At 62.9% G+C, this 22292-nt stretch carries 21 protein-coding genes and 1 tRNA gene; 11 read left to right on the top strand and 11 right to left on the bottom strand.

Features of this window, described 5'->3' with window-relative positions:
* Position 1: 1 nt before the first annotated feature.
* Both rutB and JQ628_RS00100 read right to left on the bottom strand, forming a co-directional pair.
* Complete coding sequence (gene rutB, locus JQ628_RS00105) at positions 2-730, bottom strand: pyrimidine utilization protein B (RefSeq protein WP_212217377.1); 729 nt, start codon at positions 728-730, stop codon at positions 2-4.
* Positions 730-1614: an ABC transporter substrate-binding protein gene (locus tag JQ628_RS00100; RefSeq protein ID WP_249127369.1), complete on the bottom strand. Its 885-nt coding sequence runs from the start codon at positions 1612-1614 to the stop codon at positions 730-732. Before JQ628_RS00100 ends, rutB begins: the two co-directional genes overlap by 1 nt.
* 22 nt (positions 1615-1636) lie before the next feature.
* On the opposite strand from JQ628_RS00100, the gene JQ628_RS34410 reads away from it, so the two are divergent.
* The 3 genes from JQ628_RS34410 to JQ628_RS00090 all read left to right on the top strand — a co-directional run bounded on the left by JQ628_RS34410 (position 1637) and on the right by JQ628_RS00090 (position 4092).
* Positions 1637-1801, top strand: a complete 165-nt coding sequence (locus JQ628_RS34410; RefSeq protein WP_249127368.1) for a hypothetical protein — start codon at positions 1637-1639, stop codon at positions 1799-1801.
* 51 nt (positions 1802-1852) lie between these two features.
* Positions 1853-2749: a LysR family transcriptional regulator gene (locus JQ628_RS00095; protein ID WP_212217373.1), complete on the top strand. Its 897-nt coding sequence runs from the start codon at positions 1853-1855 to the stop codon at positions 2747-2749.
* 89 nt (positions 2750-2838) lie between these two features.
* The gene (locus JQ628_RS00090; RefSeq protein WP_212219194.1) at positions 2839-4092 is read left to right on the top strand and encodes an allantoate amidohydrolase; all 1254 of its coding nucleotides are present in this window, start codon (positions 2839-2841) and stop codon (positions 4090-4092) included.
* On the opposite strand, the gene puuE is transcribed toward JQ628_RS00090, so the two are convergent.
* Positions 4089-5024 carry an allantoinase PuuE gene (gene puuE / locus JQ628_RS00085; protein ID WP_212217371.1) on the bottom strand — a complete coding sequence of 312 codons (936 nt, stop codon included), beginning with the start codon at positions 5022-5024 and terminating at the stop codon, positions 4089-4091. The genes JQ628_RS00090 and puuE overlap by 4 nt on opposite strands.
* An 82-nt stretch (positions 5025-5106) precedes the next feature.
* On the opposite strand from puuE, the gene JQ628_RS00080 reads away from it, so the two are divergent.
* Complete coding sequence (locus JQ628_RS00080; protein ID WP_212219191.1) at positions 5107-5520, top strand: DUF3830 family protein; 414 nt, start codon at positions 5107-5109, stop codon at positions 5518-5520.
* Between the two features lie 6 nt (positions 5521-5526).
* Here JQ628_RS00080 and JQ628_RS00075 read toward each other — a convergent pair whose 3' ends face one another.
* On the bottom strand, positions 5527-6252 hold the full coding sequence (locus JQ628_RS00075) for an aspartate/glutamate racemase family protein (protein WP_212217369.1): 726 nt from the start codon (positions 6250-6252) through the stop codon (positions 5527-5529).
* Positions 6253-6376: 124 nt separating this feature from the next.
* Positions 6377-7978: an ABC transporter substrate-binding protein gene (locus tag JQ628_RS00070; protein ID WP_212217367.1), complete on the bottom strand. Its 1602-nt coding sequence runs from the start codon at positions 7976-7978 to the stop codon at positions 6377-6379.
* Between the two features lie 198 nt (positions 7979-8176).
* Here JQ628_RS00070 and JQ628_RS00065 point away from each other — a divergent pair, with 198 nt between their 5' ends.
* The 7 genes from JQ628_RS00065 to JQ628_RS00035 all read left to right on the top strand — a co-directional run bounded on the left by JQ628_RS00065 (position 8177) and on the right by JQ628_RS00035 (position 15508).
* A complete protein-coding gene (locus JQ628_RS00065) occupies positions 8177-9841 on the top strand; it encodes an ABC transporter substrate-binding protein (RefSeq protein WP_212217364.1) in 1665 nt (554 codons plus the stop codon).
* 189 nt (positions 9842-10030) lie between these two features.
* On the top strand, positions 10031-10984 hold the full coding sequence (locus tag JQ628_RS00060) for an ABC transporter permease (RefSeq protein WP_212217361.1): 954 nt from the start codon (positions 10031-10033) through the stop codon (positions 10982-10984).
* A 4-nt stretch (positions 10985-10988) separates the two neighbouring features.
* Entirely contained in the window at positions 10989-11876 is an 888-nt protein-coding gene (locus tag JQ628_RS00055) for an ABC transporter permease (RefSeq protein ID WP_212217358.1), read from the top strand.
* 2 nt (positions 11877-11878) lie between these two features.
* Positions 11879-12931, top strand: coding sequence for an ABC transporter ATP-binding protein (locus JQ628_RS00050; protein WP_212217355.1), 1053 nt, complete (start codon positions 11879-11881; stop codon positions 12929-12931).
* Entirely contained in the window at positions 12928-13125 is a 198-nt protein-coding gene (locus JQ628_RS00045; RefSeq protein ID WP_212217353.1) for a hypothetical protein, read from the top strand. The genes JQ628_RS00050 and JQ628_RS00045 overlap by 4 nt, the downstream gene beginning before the upstream one ends.
* Positions 13122-14531 carry an amidase gene (locus JQ628_RS00040; RefSeq protein ID WP_212217351.1) on the top strand — a complete coding sequence of 470 codons (1410 nt, stop codon included), beginning with the start codon at positions 13122-13124 and terminating at the stop codon, positions 14529-14531. Before JQ628_RS00045 ends, JQ628_RS00040 begins: the two co-directional genes overlap by 4 nt.
* A complete protein-coding gene (locus JQ628_RS00035) occupies positions 14528-15508 on the top strand; it encodes an ABC transporter ATP-binding protein (RefSeq protein ID WP_212217349.1) in 981 nt (326 codons plus the stop codon). Before JQ628_RS00040 ends, JQ628_RS00035 begins: the two co-directional genes overlap by 4 nt.
* Positions 15509-15597: 89 nt before the next feature.
* Here the strand turns inward: JQ628_RS00035 and JQ628_RS00030 are convergent.
* The 6 genes from JQ628_RS00030 to JQ628_RS00005 all read right to left on the bottom strand — a co-directional run bounded on the left by JQ628_RS00030 (position 15598) and on the right by JQ628_RS00005 (position 21425).
* A tRNA-Lys gene (locus tag JQ628_RS00030) sits at positions 15598-15673 on the bottom strand.
* 169 nt (positions 15674-15842) lie between these two features.
* Positions 15843-16421, bottom strand: coding sequence for a Spy/CpxP family protein refolding chaperone (locus JQ628_RS00025; RefSeq protein WP_212217347.1), 579 nt, complete (start codon positions 16419-16421; stop codon positions 15843-15845).
* A gap of 122 nt (positions 16422-16543) precedes the next feature.
* Entirely contained in the window at positions 16544-17869 is a 1326-nt protein-coding gene (locus tag JQ628_RS00020) for a TRAP transporter large permease (protein ID WP_212217344.1), read from the bottom strand.
* Positions 17866-18441: a TRAP transporter small permease gene (locus JQ628_RS00015; RefSeq protein WP_212219188.1), complete on the bottom strand. Its 576-nt coding sequence runs from the start codon at positions 18439-18441 to the stop codon at positions 17866-17868. The genes JQ628_RS00020 and JQ628_RS00015 overlap by 4 nt, the downstream gene beginning before the upstream one ends.
* A gap of 121 nt (positions 18442-18562) precedes the next feature.
* A complete protein-coding gene (locus JQ628_RS00010) occupies positions 18563-19564 on the bottom strand; it encodes a TRAP transporter substrate-binding protein (RefSeq protein WP_212217342.1) in 1002 nt (333 codons plus the stop codon).
* A gap of 295 nt (positions 19565-19859) precedes the next feature.
* Entirely contained in the window at positions 19860-21425 is a 1566-nt protein-coding gene (locus JQ628_RS00005; protein ID WP_212217339.1) for a 2-isopropylmalate synthase, read from the bottom strand.
* Positions 21426-22292: the final 867 nt, after the last annotated feature.

Raw genomic sequence — 22292 nt, 5'->3', positions numbered from 1 at the left:
CTCACTTGCTGGAGCTGGTTTCGGCTTGCGCGAAGGCGCGCCGGAAATCACCGGTGGTCGAAACCCAGCCGAAAAATGTCTCGACGTTGAAGACGGTTGCCTTCTGAAGAAATTCGGGGCCCGCCTGATGCGTGGCATCCTCGAGCATCACGCCGAAATATTCGAGATGAAACCCGTCGCGAAGCGTGGATTCGACGCAGACGTTTGTCGCGATCCCGCAGAAGACGAGATTGCGGATTCCACGGGCGCGCAGAATGCTGTCGAACTGGCTGTTGAAGAATCCGCTGTAGCGCGTTTTCGGCACCACGATGTCGCCGGGCTGTGGCGTCAGCTCGTCGACCAACGCATAGTCCCATCCGCCCTTCGCCAGAAGCTGGCCCTGAAGCTCGGGCCGCTTGCGCATGGTCTTCAATGCATTTGACTTGTGCCAATTCGGCGATTGCGGCGTTCCGGCTTCGACGTAGTCCCTGTCCCAACCGTTCTGAAAGAAGATCACAGCGAGACCGGCTTGCCGGGCTACAACAAGAGTCTCCCGGATCGCATCAATCGCTCCTTTCGCGCCGGAAATATCGAACCCCGCAAGGTCCAGATATCCCTTGGGCGAGGCGTAGGCATTTTGCATGTCAACGACGACGACCGCGGTCTCCTCAACCGCAAGACGAAGCGGCTCGGGACGAGCCGGCAATGTCACATATCGCCGGCCGTTCGAGGCCGTATCAACCGTCGTCATTATGACAGCCCGAACTGCTTCGTCGCCTTTTCGGCGAAGCTGTTGTCGACCATTTGGGCAAACGGCAGCGTTCCCTTGATCGCGCCCCCGCCCTGTTCGAGTTGCATCGCCCTGTCCCATTCCTCTTGCGTAATAACAGGGTTGGTGGGAACGGCCGTCTTCGAATCGAAGAAATTTTTGGTCGCATTCGCGATCACGGAAGGAGGTACGCGCGGGAAATATTTTTCCGCCACTTCCGTGAAGACCGCGTGGTTTTGATGCATCAACTTCTGGCCCTCGGCCAGCGCGTTGCAGAAACCCTGTACGAGATCCGGGCTCTTGGCGATCACATCTTCGGTGGCCATCGCGGTGGTGAAGCAGACCGGGCCGAGTACATCGGCGAACGACAGCACGGGTACGAGGCCGAATTGCTCGGCCCCGATGCTGATATCCCATTCGAACGCTGTTGCGATGTCGGCCCTGCCGTCCTTGACCGCGGCAGCCTGCGCTCCTGCGGGAAGTTCGAGGAAGGTCACACCCGCCTCTTTCGGCTCGAATTTCCCCACCGTCTTCATGGCGAAGGTCGGCACCTGGATGGTTGAGGAAGGAAATTTCAGAGTTGCGATGGTCTTGCCGCGCAGATCATCGACGGTTTTGATCTTGCTGTCAGGGCGCGCCATGCCCCACATCGAGACGCCGCCGACGATTTTGGCGATGTTCTTGACCTTGCCGCCTTCGCGGACAGCGTTGACCGACATACCCGGACTGGTCACACCGATCTGCGCTCGCGCCGACAAGAGAATTGGAACCGGCAATGCGATCCCGCCCGCCGACGAAATCTCGGCATCGAGGCCGTGCTTGGCAAACAGCCCTTTGTCCGCGGCAACGTAAAGAGATGCGTACATGCCAAGCCTGAGGGCTTCGGATATGACCACCTTGCTGCCCGCCGCAACAGCAGGAGTGTTGATTCTCAAGGCGGGGGCCGTTGCCGCAATGAGCGAGTACTTCATCAAATTGCGCCTGCTGATCATGCTCTGCCCTCCATCGGCGGCCCTTTTTCCGCCACTTCACTGCCGGCAAGGAAAACGGTAGCCATCGGATTTCTTATTAGCAATACGGGAAAAATAGATATATTTATTAGCCATGCAGATAAATGACCTTCGTCAATTGCGCGCGTTCGTAATGGTCGTGCAAACGGGCAGCTTCAGCGGCGCGGCCCGCGCACTCGGCATGTCGCAGTCTGCGGTGAGCCAGGCGATCCGCCAACTGGAAGATGAACTCAAGGTCCGGCTTCTCGATCGGACTACTCGAAGTCTTCAGCTCAGCAAGGTAGGCGTCGAGTTCCTGCCAGGCATTCAGCGCGTATTGGGAGACCTCGATCACCAACTGGAGGATCTCCAGGACCTGCGCGAGCACCGGCGCGGCCACGTGACGATGGCCTGTGTCCCGTCGGTTGCACTGCGATTGATGCCTAAAATCCTTGCCGCCTTCAAAATCGAGCATCCACTGGTCAATGTGACGATCAAGGAGACCTCGCGCCATCAACTCATTCACTCGCTGCGCAATGGAGACATCGAACTCGGCATCGCCAATGTGCCGGGCGATGATCCGGAACTGGAAGCCAGGCTCCTGCTGACCGACAGCTTCGCCCTGGTTATGCGTCGCGATGACGTGCTCGCGGCCAGAAAGACCGTAACTTGGGAAGACGGCTCTGCGGCCGGACTGATTGTGATGGCAGCCGGTACAGGTATCAGGCTCGAAATGGATCGAGCCATTTCGGCTCCTGTCAAAGGGGCGCCGCTGTACGAAGCCGAACATCCGGCGACGCTCCTTGCCATGGTTGAGGCGGGCGTCGGAGTAGCTCCCCTGCCCGGTCTCGCATGGCCCGATGCCAACCATCCGGTTCTGACCTTTCGGAAGCTGACTGGTCCGGTGATTGAACGGAAACTATATGTCATCTGGCGCAGCGGCAGAGAGTTATCACCCGCGGCGCGCGCCTTACATCGCGCCATCCTGAGCAAGGCGCCCAAACGAATTTAGGTGTCACTTTTGCGCAGCGGTGCGACGGAAGGCCATCCGGGCAACTCCGGCACTTGCCCAATTCGTCGGAATACGGCACCACCAAGGGCATGACTCCGACGGTGATCGACACCATGCTCGGCGAAAGCATCGTCGCGCACATTGAACGGCTGGCTTCGATCTCCGAAAGCAGCATCGATCTTACGCGCGTCTTCCTGTCGCCGGAGCACATGCAGGCGGCTGACCTGATCCGGTCGTGGATGGAAGAGGCCGGGATGGCCGCGCGCATGGACGCGATCGGCAATGTGGTCGGCCGCTACGAAGGCGACCGGCCGAACCTCCCTGCCCTGCTGCTTGGCTCGCACTACGACACCGTCCGCAATGCCGGAAAATGGGATGGTCCGCTTGGCGTGATCACGGCGATCGCCTGCGTCGCCGACCTCAGGCGCCGGGGCAAACGGCTGCCGTTCGCGATCGAGGTGATCGGTTTCGCCGACGAGGAAGGCGTTCGCTTCAATTCCACCCTGCTGGGCAGCCGTGCTGTTGCCGGCACGTTCAACGAGGCTGTGCTGTCGTCGCGCGATCGCGACGGAATCAGCATGCCGGAGGCGCTGCAACGTTTCGGGCTCGATCCGCAGCAAGTTGGCGCCGCGGCGCGCGCGCCGTCCGATTTTCTCGCCTATCTCGAACTGCACATCGAGCAAGGTCCGGTGCTGGAGGCCGAAGGCCTGCCGGTCGGCGTGGTCACCGCCATCAGCGGGGCGACACGTTTGCTTGTCACGCTCGAGGGCATGGCCGGACACGCGGGCACGGTCCCGATGGCCATGCGGCGCGACGCGCTCGCGGGCGCGGCCGAATGCATCGTCGCGATCGAGAGCCAGTGCCGGAACGACACCGGCCTGTTCGGAACCGTCGGCGTCATCCGCGCCGAACCCGGCGCCGGCAACGTCATTCCCGGACGCAGCACATTCACGGTCGACATGCGCAGCGCTTCCGACGAACATCGCCGCGAGGCGGTCTCGCTGGCCCTGCGTACGATCGAAAGAATCGCGAAGGACCGGGGGCTCGTGCCACAGATCGATGTAACGCACGAGCAAGGCAGCGCACCTTGCGCGGACTGGCTACAGGCGCAGGTGTCAGCCGCGATTGCCCGGCAGGGCTACCGCACGCTGTCCCTGCCGAGCGGCGCCGGCCATGACGGCATGGCCATCGCCGGGATCACCGATATCGGCATGATCTTCGTGCGCTGCCGCGGCGGCGTCAGTCATCACCCGGACGAGCATGTCACGCTTGAAGATGTCACATCGGGCGCCAATGTGCTGCTCGACGTGATCGAGCATTTCGCGCCGAAGATGCGCAGCTAGCTGATCTCAGGCGCGGCGTCCGCCAGTGCCCGATGCTCGCTATGCCAATGCTCGGCAATCTGCCGCCGCGTCGGCACCCAGACGTGATCGTGACTGGCTATATAGTCCAGAAAGCGCGCCAGCGCAGCGAACCGTCCGGGCCGGCCGACCAGCCGGCAATGCAGCCCGATCGACATCATCTTCGGCGCCGTTTCGCCCTCGGCGTAGAGCACGTCAAAACTGTCCTTGAGGTACTGGAAGAACTCCTCCCCGCCGCCAAAGCCTTGCGTATTGATGAAGCGCATGTCGTTGGCATCGAGGGTGTAAGGAATGATCAGATGCGGTTCGGCGCGATACCTCACCCAGTACGGCAAGTCGTCGGCGTAGGAGTCCGAGGAATAAAGGAAGCCGCCCTGTTCGATGACGAGCTTCAGCGTGTTCTCGGACGTGCGCCCGGTGTACCATCCAACCGGCCTTTGCCCGGTCGCCTCGGTGTGGACGCGAACGGCCTCCCTGATCGCCGCGCGCTCCTCCGTCTCGCTCATGTCCTTGTGCTCGACCCATTTCAGGCCGTGGGAAGCGATATCCCAGTCGGCTTCGCGCATCGCCGCGACGCAGTCGGGATTGCGCATCAGCGCCGTCGCCACGCCGTAGACGGTCGGCCTGATATTTCGCTGCGTGAAGCCCCGCCATAGCCGCCAAAAACCGGCGCGCGAGCCGTATTCGAACATCGACTCGACGTTAGGATGACGCCGGCCCGGCCAGGATTGCGCGCCCAATACGTCCGACAGGAACGCCTCGGAGCCGGCGTCTCCGTGCAGAACATTGTTCTCGCCGCCCTCTTCGAAGTTAACGACGAACTGAACCGCCACGCGTGCCCCGCCCGGCCACTTCGGGTCCGGCGGAGTGCGGCCATAGCCCCTGAGATCGCGCGGGTAGTTGGACGAGGTCATCGATCAATCAATGGCACAACCCGTTTTCGCGATCCAGCTATCTCTTGACGTGAACGGCATTCTGCCGCACGAACGGAAGATCATGACGAACATCCGCATCAAGGCTGGCCCTTATGAATTCGAAGCGAAGCTCGAGCAGGAGCTTGCGCCGAACACCTGCGCGAAATTCAGGAGCATGCTGCCGTTCCGGAGCAAGATCATCCATGTGCGATGGAGCGGCGAAGGCTGCTGGATTCCCCTCGGTGATCTCGATCTTGGATTGACCTACGAGAACCACACGAGCTTCCCGGCGCCTGGCGACATCATCGTCTATCCCGGCGGCATCAGCGAAACGGAAATCTTGCTCGCCTATGGCGGCGTGCGTTTTGCCAGCAAGGTCGGGCAGCTCGCCGGCAATCATTTTCTGACGATCACCAAGGGCCGCGAGAACCTGACTGCGCTCGGCAAGATGACTCTCTGGCAGGGCGCGCAGGACATCGTGTTCGAGCTGGCGTAAGCCGCCCTATTCGCCGATCAGTTTTGTCAGCGCGGGGCTGAGGCCGACACTGACGAGTTTCACCACACACCGCTCGCTGCGTCGTTCCTCCGCGGCTGCGGCGATCACGGCCCTCGCGCCGACCTCGACCGAACACAACAGGGGTACGGCTACGCGCGGCTGAATGCGCTGCGCGAGGCCGGCCAGTGCGGCGCCGCCGAGTATGACGATCTCAGCGCCGTCATCCCTGGCGCAGGCAGTGCAGGCCTCCGCCAGCAGCGACAGCGCCGCTTCCGGATCGCGTGCGATCTGGTCGCCGGTCGGAGCAACGGTGCGGATGCCTGCAAGCTGCTGCGACAGGCCAAGCGTTGCGACGAACTCTTCCAGCATTGGCTTCCAGAGCGCGCCCCCGGTGACGATGCCGAAGCGCCTGCCCTCGCGCGCGGCCTCGATGCAGGAGGCTTCGGCCATGCCGATCACCGGCACCGGCGAGACTTCCTTCAGGGCAGCAAGGCCCGGATCGCCGAAGCAGGCGAGATAGACGGCATCAAAGCCGTGGGCATGCTCGGCCAGCGCCTCGAGCGCGGCATGGGCGGCAATTGCCGCGGCGGCGCGGGTGGAGATATAGCGTGCGCCAAATTTTCCCGTCACCGGCACGAAGGCCGCCGCGCTTCCGGCAATAGCTCCGACGTGGGCGGCCATGCGCTCGGTGATAGCACTGGTCGTGTTCGGATTGATGAGAAGGATGCGCAAGGTCAGCTCATGCGAGAAACCGGTCCCGTCGCTACGGGACCGGTGACCTCTTAACATTCCGTCGGCGACAACACCATTGAGTCCGCGTGACCATGGTCGCCGAAGGCGCGCAGCCTCCTCCAGATCATTCCAGCCCGATCTGCGTCAAATCCTGGAACCAGTGCTGCGCCTGCACGAACTTCTTGACCTTCGGCGACAGCGCATGCGGGTTGGTATCGTGCACCACCCACACCAGTGTCGCATCGTCGACGATCAGCGAATGCGCCTGCGCCAGCAGTTCGTCCTGCTTGGCCACGTCAAAGGTCTGCTTGGCCTCGTCGATCAATGCGTCGACCTTGGGGTTCTTGTAGCCGCCCCAGTTGACGCCGACCGGCGCGACCTGGCCCGAGTGGAAGAACCGCACGATGGCGTAGAGCGGATCGGAGGTGACATAGGCGATGTTGTTGGAGGTGATGCCGGCGTTCATCTCGTCGGCCGCGCCCTTGCGCCAATGCGTATAGAGCGTCTCGAGCTCGACCACCTTGAAGTCGATATCGATGCCGATCTCCTTGAAGCTTTGCTGGAGGAATTCGTTCATCGGCAGCGACAGCATCTGGCCGGTGCCGCCCTGCGCGATGATGAAGGTGGTCTTCAGCGGCTTCTCCTTGGAGTAGCCGGCTTCCTGCACGAGCTTCTTTGCTGCGGCGACATCGTATTTCAGTTCAAATGTCGGCTTGCCGAACCACGGGCTCGACGGGTCGACCTGGCCCTTGGCAGGCTTGGCGAGCCCGTTCATCAGGCCGACCACCGCCTCGCGGTCGATCGCGAGGTTGAGCGCCTTGCGCAGGCGAATGTCGGTCCAGGGCGAGCCCGGCAGAACGCTGAGATGATAGTTCCAGACATGCGGGGTGACGTTGTCGACGATCTTCATGCCTGCGGCCTTGAGCTGCGGCACGGCGTCGGGCGCCGGCGTCTCGATCAGATCAACCTGCCCCGCCAGCAGCGCATTGGTGCGGGTGAGCGCTTCCGGCATCGGGATCAGCACGATCTTGTCGGCCTTCGGAAGCCGCTTCTTGTCCCAGTAGTCTGGATTCTTCGACAGTTCGGCGAGCTCACGCGGCACCAGCTTGGTCAGCTTGAACGGGCCGGTGCCGGAGGGCTGGCTGGCGAACTTGTCCCAATCCTTGCCGAGCTTTTCATATTGCGCCGGGCTGGAGACCAGGAACCACAACATCTGATAGGGAAAGAACGAGTCCACCGTCTTGGTGGTGATCTCCACAGTGTAATCGTCGACCTTTGCCCAACTCGCGACCGACGGCAGGCGCGTCCTGACCTGCGCGCTTTGGCGCTTGTCGAATTGCGGTGCCTTTTCGTTGAGCACCTTGTCGAGATTCCAGATCACCGCGTCGGCGTTGAACTCGCTGCCGTCATGGAATTTGACGCCCTTCCGGAGCGTGAACTTCCACTTCTTCTTGTCGGCATCGTCGACCTTCCACTCGGTGGCAAGCCCCGGCACCAGTTTGCCGGGCCGGTCGGCAACGTCCATCTCCCAGGCCACCAGCGGATCGTAGATCGTGTAGGCCGAGAACTGATAGGCCCCGGCGCCGCGGTCGGGCTGACCGGTGGTCAGCGGAATATCGGCCATCGAGATGCCGTAGCGCACCACGGTTTCGGCCTTGGCGGACAAGGCGGACAGGCCGACGGCAAACGCCGCGACCGCAAGAAGCATCGAGTTTCGACTGCGCATGAATTAAGCTCCGTGGGAAGTTTTCGGAGTGTGCGCTGCAAACTCGATGCCAGATTAGGCAGAGACGCCCGCATTGCATGCCTGCATGCAAGGAGTTGTGCGAACAATGACAAAGCGCCGCAGAGCGGCTTGGCTTGGCACAGCCGTTGCATGAATTTGCATAAGAATTAGTCACCCAAAAGTAGAAGGAAGGCTTAGATGCGTAACAAGAAACTGGGGAATCGGCTCACCAAGGCCGCGTGGATGCTGGCGACGGCGCTCACGGTGGGGCTGCCGCAGGTGGCGAGCGCCGAAACCGTGCTTCGAATCGGCATGACGGCTGCCGATATTCCGCGCACCCTCGGTCAGCCGGACCAGGGCTTTGAGGGCAACCGCTTTACCGGCCTGACCATGTATGACGGTCTGACCGCGTGGGATTTGTCGTCGAAAGACAAAGCCAGTGTGATGATCCCCGGCCTTTCGACCGAATGGAAGGTCGACGATTCCGACAAGAAGAAGTGGGTCTTCAAGCTCCGCCCCGGCGTCAAATTCCATGACGGCAGCGACTTCAATGCCGACGCGGTGGTCTGGAACGTCGAAAAGGTGCTGAAGCAGGACGCACCGCATTTCGACGCCAGCCAGGTCGGCGTCACCGCCTCGCGCATGCCGACGCTCGCTTCCGCCCGCAAGATCGACGACCTGACGGTGGAATTGACCACCAAGGAGCCGGACAGCTTCCTGCCGATCAACCTGACCAACCTGTTCATGGCGAGCCCCGCCAAGTGGCAGAAGCTCTATGAGGCCGCCGAAGGCGCCGACGCCAAGGCCAAATCGCAGGCCGCCTGGGCGGCATTCGCGCGGGACGCATCCGGCACCGGCCCGTGGAAGATGGCGAAATTCACCCCGCGCGAGCGGCTCGAACTCGTCAAGAACGACGGCTATTGGGATAAGGCGCGCGTGCCCAAGGTCGACAGGATGGTGCTGCTGCCCATGCCGGAAGCCAACGCCCGAACTGCCGCGCTGCTCTCCGGCCAGGTCGACTGGGTGGAAGCGCCGGCGCCCGATGCGGTGAAGGAAATCAAGCAGCGCGGCTTCGTGCTTCAGGCGAACGAGTCGCCGCATGTCTGGCCTTGGCAGTTCTCGCGCGTCGAAGGCTCGCCCTGGAACGACATCCGTGTCCGCAAGGCCGCCAATCTCTGCATCGACCGCGAAGGCCTGAAGGAAGGCCTGCTCGCCGGCCTGATGGTGCCGGCCACCGGCACCTTCGAGCCCGGCCACCCCTGGCGCGGCAAGCCGACCTTCGAGATCAAGTATGACCTGGCCGCTGCCAAGAAGCTGATGCAGGAAGCCGGCTACGGTCCGAACAAGAAGCTGACGGTGAAGACGCAGACCTCGGCGTCGGGCTCGGGCCAGATGCTGCCGCTGCCGATGAACGAATATATGCAACAGGCGCTGGCCGAGTGCTTCTTCGACGTGCAGCTCGACGTCATCGAGTGGAACACGCTGTTCACCAACTGGCGGCGCGGCGCCAAGGATCCGACCGCCAACGGCTCGCATGCCACCAACGTGACCTATGCGGCGATGGATCCGTTCTTTGCGCTGGTGCGCTTCCTCCAGTCGTCGATGGCGCCGCCGGTCTCGAACAATTGGGGTTTTATCAACAATCCCAAATTCGACGAGCTGGTGACCAAGGCGCGCCAGACCTTTGACCCCGCCGCACGCGATGCGGCGCTGGCGGAACTGCACGCGGCCTCGGTCGACGACGCGGCATTCCTCTACGTCGCCCACGACGTCTCTCCGCGCGCCATGAGCCCGAAGATCAAGGGCTTTGTGCAGCCGAAGAGCTGGTTCGTGGACTTCTCGCCGATCACGATGACTCAGTGAGGTTTGATGCACCCTCTCCCCTTGTGGGAGAGGGTGGCTTCGCGCAGCGAAGCCGGGTGAGGGGTTGTCTCCGCGGATGCAGACCTCTCATTTGAGAAAGTTGCGTCCGCGGATAGAACCCCTCATCCGGCGCGCATTGCATGCGCGCCACCTTCTCCCACAAGGGGAGAAGGAAGAAGAGAGTAACCCGTGCTCACCTACGTCCTCCGCCGTATCGTCTATGTCATCCCCATCGTACTCAGCGTCGCGCTGGTGTGCTTCCTGCTCGTGCACATCACGCCGGGCGACCCGCTGGTCGCGGTGCTGCCGGCCGATGCGTCGCAGGAACTCGCCGCGCAAATGCGCGCAGCCTACGGCTTCGACCGCCCGCTGCCGGTGCAGTTCGGACTATGGCTGTGGCGCGCGATCCATGGCGATCTCGGCGCCTCGATCGCAACCGGCCGGCCGGTGCTGAGCGAAGTGTTGCGCGCGGTGCAGAACACCGTGACGCTGGCGATTGCCGCGGCCCTGATCGGCTTCACGCTCGGCCTGTTATTCGGCCTGATCGCCGGCTATTTCCGCGACACCTGGATCGACAAGGTCGCGACCTCGATCGCGATCGCCGGTGTTTCCGTGCCGCATTACTGGCTCGGCATGGTGATGGTCATCATCTTCTCGGTGCAGCTCAACTGGCTGCCGGCGGTCGGCGCCGGCTCGGGCGGCTCCGGCGCCTGGGCGTGGGACTGGGACCACATCAAATATCTGATCCTGCCGGCCATCACGACCTCGGTGATTCCGATGGGCATCGTTACCCGCACCGTGCGCGCCCTCACCGGCGACATCCTCAGCCAGGACTTTGTCGAGGCGTTACGAGCCAAAGGCCTGCGCGAGACCCATGTGTTCAGGCACGTGGTCAAGAACGCAGCGCCGACCGCGCTGGCGGTGATGGGCCTGCAACTCGGCTACATGCTCGGCGGCTCGATCCTGATCGAGACCGTGTTCTCCTGGCCTGGCTCCGGGCTGTTGCTGAATTCCGCGATCTTCCAGCGCGACCTGCCGCTGTTGCAGGGCACCATCCTGGTGCTGGCGCTGTTCTTCGTGTTCCTCAATCTGCTGGTCGACGTGGCGCAGGCTGCGATCGATCCGCGCATCAAGCGGGCTTGAGGCCATGAGTGCGATCACAGATGCCGCCCTGCAAGCCGCACCGCCGACCAAGGCGCGCGGCTATTGGGCGACCGTCGGCCGCCGCATCGCGCGCGACAAGGTCAGCATGGCCTGTGCTTCTATTCTGCTGCTGATCTTCCTGTCGGCGCTGCTGGCACCCTATCTCGGCCTCGCCGATCCCTATCAGGGTTCGATGATCCGCCGCCTTCGCCATATCGGCACGCCGAACTACCCGCTCGGCACCGACGAACTCGGCCGCGACATGCTGGCCCGGCTGATCTATGGCGGACGGTTGTCACTGGTTATCGGCATCTTGCCGGTGATTTTTGCCTTCGTGATCGGTACCTCGCTCGGCCTTGTCGCCGGCTATGTCGGCGGCCGGCTCAACACCGCGATCATGCGCACGATCGACGTGTTCTACGCTTTCCCCTCCGTGCTGCTGGCGATTGCGATCTCTGGTGCGCTCGGTGCCGGCATCGTCAACTCCATTGTGTCGCTGACGATTGTATTCGTGCCACAGATCACCCGCGTTGCCGAAAGCGTCACCACCGGCGTGCGCAACATGGACTTCGTCGACGCCGCGCGGGCCTCCGGCGCCGGGCCTTTCACTATCATGCGCGTGCACATGCTCGGCAACGTGCTCGGCCCGATCTTTGTCTACGCCACCGGCCTGATCTCGGTCTCGATGATCCTCGCCGCGGGTCTCTCGTTCCTTGGCCTTGGCACCAAGCCGCCGGAGCCGGAATGGGGCCTGATGCTCAACACGCTGCGCACCGCGATCTATGTCAACCCGTGGGTCGCTGCCCTTCCCGGCGTGATGATCTTCGCGGTGTCGATCTGCTTCAACCTGCTGAGCGACGGCATGCGCAGCGCCATGGATATCCGGAACTGAACATGAGCGAAGCAACTGCATTGCTGGAACAGGTGGAAGATCGCGGCGGCGTCGCGCAGCCGCTGTTGCAAGTGACCGGGCTGACCAAGCATTTTCCCGTGCGCGGCGATCTCTTCAGCGCGCGCAAGACCGTGCGTGCGGTCGACAATGTCAGCTTTTCCGTGCTCAAGGGCGAGACCGTCGGCATCGTCGGCGAATCCGGTTGCGGCAAATCGACCACCGCGCGGCTGTTGATGCACCTGATGAAGAGCGATGCCGGCGACATCATCTATGACGGCATGCAGGTTGGCCCCTCGCTGTCACTGCGCGAGTTGCGCCGCGGCATGCAGATGGTGTTTCAGGACAGCTACGCCTCGCTCAATCCGCGTCTCACCATCGAGGAATCGATCGCCTTCGGCCCCAAAGTGCATGGCATGGCAGATGGGTCGGCGCGGACGCTGGCGCGCGAGCTGCTCGGCAAGGTGGGCCTGCGGCCGGAAACTTTTGCCAACCGCTATCCGCACGAGATTTCCGGCGGCCAGCGCCAGCGCATCAACATCGCTCGTGCGCTCGCGCTGTCGCCCCGTCTGGTGATCCTGGACGAGGCGGTCTCCGCACTCGACAAGTCGGTTGAAGCGCAGGTGCTCAATTTGCTCGCCGACCTCAAGCGCGAATTCGGACTGACCTATCTCTTCATCAGTCATGATCTGAACGTCGTCCGGTACATCAGCGACCGCGTGCTGGTGATGTATCTCGGTGAGGTCGTCGAGCTCGGCCCGGTCGACAAGGTGTGGGATGAGCCGGCCCATCCCTACACTCGCGCTTTGCTGGCGGCGATGCCGTCTTCCGATCCGGACAACCGCACGAAGACGCCGCCGATCTCCGGCGATCCGCCGAATCCGATCGATCCCCCGCCGGGTTGCCGATTCCACACAAGATGCCCGTTCGCGGAGCCGCTCTGCTCGAACGCCACACCAAAATTGTCGGCAGTCGATACAATGGGCCACGAAGCGGCGTGCTACATGGCCATTCCCGGCTCCGGGCACAGCCGCGCACCGGGAGCAAGCGCAGCATGACAAGACCCACGGCGAAAGAGATCAAGGCGATGAGTGACGTCGCGGGGGTGCCCGTCGACAATGAGGTGGCGGCGCGCATCGCCAATTCCATCGGCCCCGCCTTCGAGGGCTTTGCGCCGATCGCCGGAACCCTGCCCTTCGAGCTCGAGCCGTCGACCTTCCTGCTCGCCCAGAATGCGAAGGTGTCGCAATGAGCGAGCCCGCATTGATGTCGCTGACGGCGGTCGCAAGCGCGATCGCGGAGAAGAAGCTGTCTTCGCGCGAAGTGACGGAATCCTGCCTCAAGCGGATTTCGCAGTTCGACCCCAAGCTCAATGCCTTCATGTCGATCGAGGCGGAAGCGGCGCTGAAGGCGGCCGATGCGGCCGACGCGGGCCTGGCGAAGAGTGGCGCCAGGGGCGCACTGCACGGCGTGCCGCTGGCGCACAAGGACATGTATTACGACAAGGGCAAGGTCGTTACTTGCGGATCGAAAATTCGCCGCGATTTCGTCGCCACCACGACCTCGACCGCACTGCAACGCCTGAAAGATGCCGGCACGGTCCGGCTTGGCTCGCTCCAGATGGTGGAATTCGCCTACGGGCCGACCGGACATAACCCGCATTACGGACCGGTGCGCAATCCCTGGAATACCGATCACATCACCGGCGGCTCGTCGTCGGGCTCGGGCTCCGCGGTCGCGGCGCGCCTGACCTTTGCGGCACTGGGATCGGACACCGGCGGCTCGATCCGCATGCCCGCGCATTTCTGTGGTGTCACCGGATTGAAGACGACCGTCGGCCGCGTCAGCCGGGCTGGTGCAATGCCGCTGTCCTGGTCGCTCGATACGGTCGGTCCGCTTGCGCAGACTGTCGAGGATTGCGCGTTATTGACGGGATTGATGGCAGGCGCCGACCCGGACGACCCGACCTCGTCGAATCTGGCGGTGCCGGACTACATGGCGGCGGCGCAGCAGCCCATCAAGGGACTGAAGATCGGCGTACCGACGGCGTTTTACGTCGATGATCTAGATCCCGAAGTGGCGCGAGCGCTCGACGAGACGCTGGCGGTGCTGAAGAGGGAAGGCGCCGAGATCGTCAAGGTCGAGCTGCCCGATCAGCGCCAGCTCACCGCCGCCTGCCAGCTTGTGCTGGCAACCGAAGCTGCCGCCTATCACAAGCGCTGGATGATCGAGCGGCCGCAGGACTACGGCGCGCAGGTGTTGATGCGGTTGCAGAACGGGCTCGCTGTGCCGGCCGTCTCCTATCTTGAGGCGATGCGCTGGCGCGGCCCGGCGCTGGCCGCCTATCTCGCCGCCGTCGACGGCACCGACGCCGTGATCGCGCCGGTCGCACCGATGCCGGCGCCGACCATCGCCGAGAGCGACGTCGGCAACAGCCTCGATGCCGAGGCGGTGATCCAGCGGATCACGCGCTTTACCCGCCCGATCAACTATATGGGCCTGCCGTCGCTCTCGATTCCAACCGGCTTCACCAAGGCCGGCCTGCCGGTCGGCATGCAGATCGTTGGCCGCTCCTTCGACGAGGCCGGAATCATCAGGATCGGCGCGGCCTTCCAGCGCGCGACCGATTTTCATCAGCGGGTACCTAAACTGTCATGACCAACCTCGTCGAGATCGATCACCTCAACATCCGCTTCACCGGTGAGCGCACGGTGCATGCGGTGAACGATCTATCCCTCACGCTCGGTGAAGGCGAGGTGCTCGGCCTGCTCGGCGAATCCGGTTCCGGCAAGAGCGTCACCCTGCGCGCGCTGATGCGGTTGTTGCCGAGGAAGCGCACGCAGATTTCGGGCAGCGTCAAGGTGCTGGGACGCGACGTGCTGGCGATGAACGACGAGGAGCTGTCGGATTTTCGCGGCCAGACGGTCTCGATGATCTTTCAGGAGCCGGCGCTCGCGCTCGATCCGGTCTACACCATCGGCAAGCAGATCGCCGAGACCGTGATGCGCCATGAAGGCAAGAGCCAGACGGAGGCCATGGCGCGCGCGCTCGAGATGCTGGAGGTGGTACGCATTCCGTCGGCCAAACGCCGGCTGGGCGCCTACCCGCACGAGATGAGCGGCGGCATGCGCCAGCGCGCGATGATTGCGCTGGCGCTGTCGTGCAAGCCGAAGATCCTGCTGGCGGACGAGCCGACCACGGCGCTCGATGCCACCGTGCAGATCCAGATCCTGCTGCTGCTGCGCGAATTGCAGCGCGAGTTCGGCATGTCGGTCATCTTCGTGACCCACGACATCGGCGTCGCGATCGAAATCTGCGACCGGGTTGCGGTGATGTATGCCGGCCAGATCGTCGAGACCGGCACGCTCAGTCAGATCGTTCGCTCGCCGCTGCATCCCTACCCGCGCGGCCTCTTGGCCTCGACCACGCATGGGGCCAAGCGCGGTGCGCGGCTGGGAACGATCCCGGGGACGCCGCCGTCGCTCGACAAGGCTCCAACCAGTTGCTCGTTCGCGCCGCGCTGCGCCTCGGCGGAGCCGCGTTGCACCAAGGATTTGCCGCCCGCCGTCGAGCTGGGTGCGGGCCGGATGGCCCGCTGCATCCTCGCCGAACAAGCCGCTCCCGCCACCACATAGCGGGGAAAGCAGCGAGCGGCGTCAGGTTGTCGTGGGCAAGCGGTACGCGTTCTATGCGACGCCGCATCCGCCAGGTCATTGATTTGCGATGGTGGGCGCACCAGGGCTCGAACCTGGGACCCGCTGATTAAGAGTCAGCTGCTCTACCAACTGAGCTATGCGCCCGGAACCGGTCCGGAAAGCCTTCGCAGAGGGGCGTCGTTTAGCAAAGCGATTCCCCGATGTCCAGCAACGGGCGAGCACTTTTCCCGCGATTTGGCGGGTTCGCCGGAATGCGAAAAGCCGCCGGATTCCAGCGGCTTCTCCCTGTCCTTTGCCTGACGGCCGGCGCGGGTCAGAGCCGCTCGGCGCCGCCCCTGCCCGGGCCGCCGTCGCGATCGTAGCGATCCCGCTCAAAACCGCGGTCGCGGCCGTCGCCGTCGCGGTCCATGCCGCGCTCGAAATGACGGTGCCGCCAGCCGCCCTCGAAGCGATGTCCCGTGCGGGTCAGGAGGGCGAGGCGGCGCTTCTGGCCCTCATCGAGCGTCTTGTAGAGCGGATCGGCCGCATCGGCGATCTTCTTCATCGCAGCCGCCGTCGCCGCCATGTTGTCGGCCCGCTCGCGCAGGCGGGTCACCGGATCGGATTCCTTTTGCGCATCGCCGTCGCGCGAAGCGTTCATCCGCGCATTGGCGCGGTCGATCCGCAGCTTGGCGAAATCCCGCACCGCGGCCTCGACCGGCGGCCAGAGCTTCTCCTGGTCCGCATTCAGCTTCAGCCCGGCATGCACCGCCGCGATCCGCGCGTCCGCGAATGCCAAGCGGTCCTCCGGCGCCAGCCGCGTGTGGCCCCAGTGACGGTAGTGCTGGGCATAGACGGCGGTGGAACCGGCGATGGCAAGCGCCGCGACGCCGGCGATCCAGAATTTTCTCATGCGAACCTCCATTGGAAAGGCCGCATCAGGATGAGCGCGCGTCCCTGCCTTATCAACTTACAGTTTGGACAGACAGAGCACCCTTACGAAGATGTTATTTGCGCCGTTCAGCTTTCCTTAAGTTAGAGCATGCCGAGCACGCGCGGCAGCCACAGCGACAGTTCGGGGATGTAGGTGACGATGCCGAGGAAGATCAGCATGGTCAGCAGCCACGGCCACACCGCGATCGTCAGCTCCGTGATGCCCATCTTGGCGATGCCGGAAGCCACATAGAGGTTGAGGCCGACCGGCGGGTGGCACATGCCGACCTCCATGTTGACCACCATCAGGATGCCGAGATGCACCGGATGGATGCCGAGCTTGACCGCCACCGGAAACAGGATCGGCGCCATGATCAGCACGATCGAAGACGGCTCCATGAAGTTGCCGGCGAGCAGGAGCAGGATGTTGACGATCAGCAGGAACATGATCCAGTTGACGCCGACCGAGGTGATCCAGTTGGCGATCTGCTGCGGAATGTTTTCGTTCGCCATCAGGAACGAGAACAGCACCGCGTTGGTGATGATATAGAGGATCATCGCGCTCATGTTGGCCGAGCCGAGCAGCACCTTCGGCACGTCCCTGAGCGACATGTCCTTGTAGACGAACACGGCGATGATAAAGGCGTAGACCGCGCTGATCGCGGCCGCTTCCGTCGGCGTGAACACGCCGGCATAGATGCCGCCGAGCACGATGAAGATCAGCAGCAATCCCCACATGCATTTGCGGAAGGCGACGATGCGCTCGGCCCAGCTCGCCTTCGGCATGCGCGGATAATCGTTGCGCCAGGCGCGATAGAAGGTGGTCATGCCGAGCAGCGTCGCCAGCATCAGGCCGGGGATCACGCCGGCCATGAACATCTGGCCGACGGAAGCCGACGACACGCGCTGGCCGGCGGGATCGAGCGCGATGCTGCCCCCGGTCGCCACGCAATAGATCACCATTACGATCGAGGGCGGGATCAGGATTCCGAGCGCTCCTGATGTGGTGATGACGCCGGCGCCGAAACGTTTCGGGAATCCCGCTTTCACCATCGCCGGCATCATGATCGCGCCGATCGCGATCACGGTGGCGGGCGACGAGCCGGACACGGCGGCGAACAGCGCGCAAGCCATCACGCCCGCGAGGCCCAGTCCTCCATACCAATGCCCGACCATGGAGGTCGCGAAATTGATCATGCGTCTGGCGACGCCACCGTGGGTGAGGAAATTACCGGCGAGGATGAAGAACGGGATCGCCATGATCTCGAAATTGTCGATGCCGGTGAACAGCTTCAGCGCGACCGACTCGGTCGGCACATTCGTCATCGTGTAGATGAAGGTCAGCACCGTCAGGCCGAGCGCGATCGAGATCGGCATGCCGGTCAGCATCAGCAGGATCAGCAGTCCGAAGATGAAGAGCGAGGTCATCGCGTCACCTCCCCGGCGCCGATCCCGGGCTCCGTGACGTCAACACCCTCGACATGGGCGTGGTCGTGATGCGGCAGCTCGCCGGTGAAGAAGTAATTCCAGGCGACCTGGAGGAAGCGGAAGCACATCAGGTAAGAGCCGAGCGGAATGCAGAGGTAGATGAACCAGCTCGGGATCTCGAGGTCGGGCGATACCTGATCGGTGTGGTAGAGACCGTAGACGAATTTTGCGCCCATGGTGCCGATCACGGCGGTGAAGAACGCGCCGCACAAGAGGCCGAACAGCACGATCGCGTTTTTCCAGGGCGACTTGACCTGGTTGACCACGACGTCGACGCCGACATGGATGCCGGTGCGCACGCCGTAGGCGGCGCCGAACTTGGCGACCCAGACGAACATGTAGATGCAGAGCTCCTGCGCCCAGGACAGGTTGATCGGGAACAGGATCGGGAAGAGGAAGGGAACGCCGAGCAGATAACGGTGGCACACCGCGATGAAGATGATCGTGGTCGCGAGCGCCATCAGCGTCGCGATCAATATCTCCTCAAGCCGGTCGAGGATGCGAAGCAATATCAATGTCCCCCCTTCAGGTCAGGCCTCGTCGCCTCACCTTCATTCCCTCGCGGCCTGTTTCGCCGTGCCCCGGACATGCGAGGGCTTCCGTGCCGTGGCACGGAAGCCCGATAGCATCAACTCAGTTCGTCGCGCCCTTGGCTGCGCTCATGAACTCGTCGATCAGCTTCTGGCCGACGCGGCCGGCGACGTCCTTGTAGACGCCCTCCATCGCCTTGCGCATCGCAGAATCCTGCTCGGGTGTCAGCTTGATGATCTCGCTCTTGCCGGTCTTGACGATCTCGGCAAGCGCATCGTCGTTTTCCTTTTGCGACTGGCCGTTACCGTAGGCGGTAGCTTCCTTCATCGCCTTTTCGCACTGCTCGCGGACATCAGCCGGCAGGCCGTCCCAGAACTTCTTGTTCACGACCACAATGTAACCGATGTAGCCGTGATTGGTGACGGTGATGTACTTCTGCACCTCGTGCATCTTCTGGGTATAGATGTTCGACCAGGTGTTCTCCTGCCCGTCCACCACGCCGGTCTGAAGCGCCTGGTAGACTTCCGAGAACGCCATCACCTGCGGCACCACGCCGAGCCCGCGGAACTGGGCTTCCAGCACCTTCGATGACTGGATGCGGAATTTCAGGCCGCGATAATCAGCGGGCGAGATCAGCTTCTTGTTGGCGCTCATCTCCTTGAAGCCGTTGTCCCAGTAGGCAAGACCGATCATGCCCTTCGGCTCGAGCAGCTTCAGCATTCTCTGACCGAGGGGACCGTCGGTGACCTTACGCACGGTGGCGAGGTCGGGAAGGATGTAAGGCAGATCGAATACCTCGAATTCCTTCACGCCGATCGGGCCGAATTTGGCGTTCGACGGGGCCAGCATCTGCACGGCGCCGAGCTGGAGCGCTTCCAGCTCTTCCTTGTCCTTGTAGAGCTGCGAGTTCGGATAGACTTCGACCTTCACCTTGCCGTTGGTGTATTTCTCGGCGAGCTCCTTGAACTTTTCGGCAGCCAGCCCCTTCGGGGTGTTGGTGGCGACCACGTGGCTGAACTTGATGACGATCGGCGATTGTGCCGAGGCCGGACCGGCCAGAGCCAAGGCTGCGACCGACGCGGCGGCCAAAATCAATCTGCGCATAATTCCTCCCGCTTTGTTTTTTGCGGAGCGCGCTGGCGCGGCCCCGGACTTGTATGCCAGCCGAATGAATAGCGAGAAGCCGACCGGAATGCCATTGCCCGTTAGCAGGGGCCAAAATCTTTAAGCTTTGCTGCGGCGCAATAATGCGACATCCTGTCGCCGCGAAATCGTCGTTGCGAGGAGCCCGCGACAAAATTGCGGAGCGATTTTGCGCTGGAGCGACGAAGCAATCCATCTATCCCCGAGTGGGGACATGGATTGCTTCGCTGCGCTCGCAATGACGGTGTTCGAATAGTCAGCTTGCCGCGGCTGTCGCCGCCGGCATGTCGCGCTGGCGCTTCATGACGATCTTGTTGAGCGCGCCGAGATAGGCTTTTGCGGAGGCCACCAGCGTGTCCGGATCTGCCGCGCGCGCCGTCATCGAGCGGCCCTCATGGGCGAGGCGGACCGACACTTCGGCCTGCGCGTCGGTGCCTTCGGTGACGGCGTGGACCTGATAGAGCTCCAGCTTCGCCTCATGCGGCACCAGCGCCTTGATGGCGTTGAAGACCGCATCGACCGGGCCGTTGCCTTCGGCCTCCTCGATCCTGGTCACCCCGTCGACATCCAGCTTCATGGTGGCGCGCTGCGGCCCGCGGGTGCCGGCAATGACCGTCAGCGACACCAGCTTGATGCGGTCGTGCGAGGATGCCATTTCGCCTTCGACGATCGCCTCGATGTCCTCGTCGTAGATGTCCTTCTTGCGATCGGCGAGCGCCTTCATCCGTGCGAAGGCATCCTCGAGCTGGTTGGCGCCCAGCTTGTAGCCCATCTCCTCCAGCTTGTGCACGAAGGCGTGGCGGCCGGAATGCTTTCCGAGCACCAGCGACGACTGCTTCAGGCCGACCATCTCGGGCTTCATGATCTCGTACGTCGAAGCATCCTTCAGCACGCCGTCCTGATGGATGCCGCTCTCATGGGCAAACGCGTTCCGGCCGACGATCGCCTTGTTGTACTGCACCGGGAACGAGGTCGCCGCCGACACCAGCTTGGAAGCCGCCGTGAGCTTGGTGGTGTCGATCTTGTTCCACCACGGGAATTTGTCGTTGCGAACGTTCATCGCCATTACGACTTCTTCGAGCGCGGCATTGCCGGCGCGCTCACCGATGCCGTTGACGGTGCATTCGATCTGACGTGCGCCGCCGGAGATGCCGGCCAGCGAATTCGCGACCGCCATGCCGAGGTCGTTATGGCAGTGAACCGAGAATACCGCCTTGTCGGAATTCGGCACCCGCTCGATCAGCGTGCGCATGAAGACCGCATATTCCTCCGGCGTGGTGTAGCCGACGGTATCGGGAATATTGACCGTGGTGGCACCGGCCTTGATGACCGCCTCGACGATGCGGCAGAGATAATCCATCTCGCTGCGGGTGGCGTCTTCGGCCGACCATTCGACGTCGTCGATCTGGTTGCGGGCGCGGGTGACGTTGGCGATCGAGAGCTCCAGCACCTGCTCCGGCGTCATGTTCAGCTTGACGCGCATATGCAGCGGCGAGGTCGCGATCACGGTGTGGACGCGGCCGCGGCGGGCGAACTTCACGGCTTCCGCGCAACGGTCGATGTCCTTTGGATTGGCGCGCGACAGGCCGGCGATCACGGCGTTCTTGGAGCGGCGGGCGATTTCGCTCACCGCCTGAAAATCGCCTTCCGAGGTGATGGGGAAACCGGCCTCGATGACGTCGACGCCCATGTCGTCGAGCATCTCGGCGACCTCGAGCTTTTCCTCGAAGGTCATGGTTGCGCCCGGGCATTGCTCGCCGTCGCGCAGGGTGGTGTCGAAAATGATTACGCGGTCCTTTTCGGACTTGTTAGCGGTGGCCATCTGCAAAATTCCTTTGGGTAGTGCGCCATGTCGTCGGGCGCTGAAGGGTTTTCTCGAACTCATGCAACCCCTGAGTGCCCAGGCGCAAACCGCCCAGACGGCCCTCAGGGGCCGATAAGAAGCAGAAGCCCGCCAATAAGGAGGGTCGGCAGGGTCGCAGCCGGAATTGCAGGGGTGCGGATGCCCGCCCCGTCCCGAATTCCAACCAAATCGCTGCGAATCAGCATTGCCAAAGCCCTTTGAGCGTAAAATCCTCGGCCAAAACCGTTGACGGTTCGTTGCCGGAAGGCTCGCCCGAGGCCGTTCTAGACGAGAAAGGCGTGGAGCCGCAATGCCAAAAGATGGTCAGGATGGGTGACCTATTGGGTCGAGGTTAAGGGGGATACGGGGTTACAGCCTGCCAATTCCCGGCGTCGTCATACCCGCGAAGGCGGGTATCCAGTAAACGCCGACGTTCGTGATTTAACCGAGAGGCCTTGGAATACTGGGTCCCCCGCCTCCGCGGGGGACGACGAGCGAATGTGCGGCTACGTTCTCGCGACGCAGTTTGCGCCCGAGCCTTTGTAAATTCGTTGTCCCCCTAAAGCAGAGGGAGCAGGGAATGCCGGGTGCGCGCTGCACCCGCGGTCTCGTGTGCGCTGCTTGCGCATTAAAAAACTGCACACGAGCATACAGGTGAGCGGAGAACACTCCGACATCCCCTGCGCAATGGCTTTACGGCTTATATCGCGCTCTCCCTGGTGAGCGGGCTTGTTGTCACCATCGCCGGCAGCATATGCCGCCGACTTAGCGCCAGCGTCGCGGCGCCAGGACCACACGACTTCGCCGTACGCCCTTGCTCAGTCGTCTGCTGAACAAGCGCGTCCA

The organism is Bradyrhizobium lablabi, assembly GCF_018129385.1.
Lineage (GTDB): Bacteria > Pseudomonadota > Alphaproteobacteria > Rhizobiales > Xanthobacteraceae > Bradyrhizobium > Bradyrhizobium lablabi_C.
The sequence above is the reverse complement of the archived record's forward strand: the minus strand, read 5'-3'. Positions and strand labels throughout refer to the sequence as shown.

Excerpts from the sequence above, each read along its gene's own strand:
- JQ628_RS00010 (WP_212217342.1), bottom strand. The coding sequence starts at position 19,564 with ATGCGCAGATTGATTTTGGCCGCCGCGTCGGTCGCAGCCTTGGCTCTG.
- rutB (WP_212217377.1), bottom strand. The coding sequence starts at position 730 with ATGACGACGGTTGATACGGCCTCGAACGGCCGGCGATATGTGACATTG.
- JQ628_RS00005 (WP_212217339.1), bottom strand. The coding sequence starts at position 21,425 with ATGGCCACCGCTAACAAGTCCGAAAAGGACCGCGTAATCATTTTCGAC.
- JQ628_RS00055 (WP_212217358.1), top strand. The coding sequence starts at position 10,989 with ATGAGTGCGATCACAGATGCCGCCCTGCAAGCCGCACCGCCGACCAAG.
- puuE (WP_212217371.1), bottom strand. The coding sequence starts at position 5,024 with ATGACCTCGTCCAACTACCCGCGCGATCTCAGGGGCTATGGCCGCACT.
- JQ628_RS00080 (WP_212219191.1), top strand. The coding sequence starts at position 5,107 with ATGACGAACATCCGCATCAAGGCTGGCCCTTATGAATTCGAAGCGAAG.
- JQ628_RS00040 (WP_212217351.1), top strand. The coding sequence starts at position 13,122 with ATGAGCGAGCCCGCATTGATGTCGCTGACGGCGGTCGCAAGCGCGATC.
- JQ628_RS00095 (WP_212217373.1), top strand. The coding sequence starts at position 1,853 with ATGCAGATAAATGACCTTCGTCAATTGCGCGCGTTCGTAATGGTCGTG.
- JQ628_RS00070 (WP_212217367.1), bottom strand. The coding sequence starts at position 7,978 with ATGCGCAGTCGAAACTCGATGCTTCTTGCGGTCGCGGCGTTTGCCGTC.
- JQ628_RS00035 (WP_212217349.1), top strand. The coding sequence starts at position 14,528 with ATGACCAACCTCGTCGAGATCGATCACCTCAACATCCGCTTCACCGGT.
- JQ628_RS00100 (WP_249127369.1), bottom strand. The coding sequence starts at position 1,614 with ATGTACGCATCTCTTTACGTTGCCGCGGACAAAGGGCTGTTTGCCAAG.
- JQ628_RS00065 (WP_212217364.1), top strand. The coding sequence starts at position 8,177 with ATGCGTAACAAGAAACTGGGGAATCGGCTCACCAAGGCCGCGTGGATG.
- JQ628_RS00025 (WP_212217347.1), bottom strand. The coding sequence starts at position 16,421 with ATGAGAAAATTCTGGATCGCCGGCGTCGCGGCGCTTGCCATCGCCGGT.
- JQ628_RS00045 (WP_212217353.1), top strand. The coding sequence starts at position 12,928 with ATGACAAGACCCACGGCGAAAGAGATCAAGGCGATGAGTGACGTCGCG.
- JQ628_RS00020 (WP_212217344.1), bottom strand. The coding sequence starts at position 17,869 with ATGACCTCGCTCTTCATCTTCGGACTGCTGATCCTGCTGATGCTGACC.
- JQ628_RS00050 (WP_212217355.1), top strand. The coding sequence starts at position 11,879 with ATGAGCGAAGCAACTGCATTGCTGGAACAGGTGGAAGATCGCGGCGGC.
- JQ628_RS00090 (WP_212219194.1), top strand. The coding sequence starts at position 2,839 with ATGACTCCGACGGTGATCGACACCATGCTCGGCGAAAGCATCGTCGCG.
- JQ628_RS34410 (WP_249127368.1), top strand. The coding sequence starts at position 1,637 with ATGACCACCTTGCTGCCCGCCGCAACAGCAGGAGTGTTGATTCTCAAG.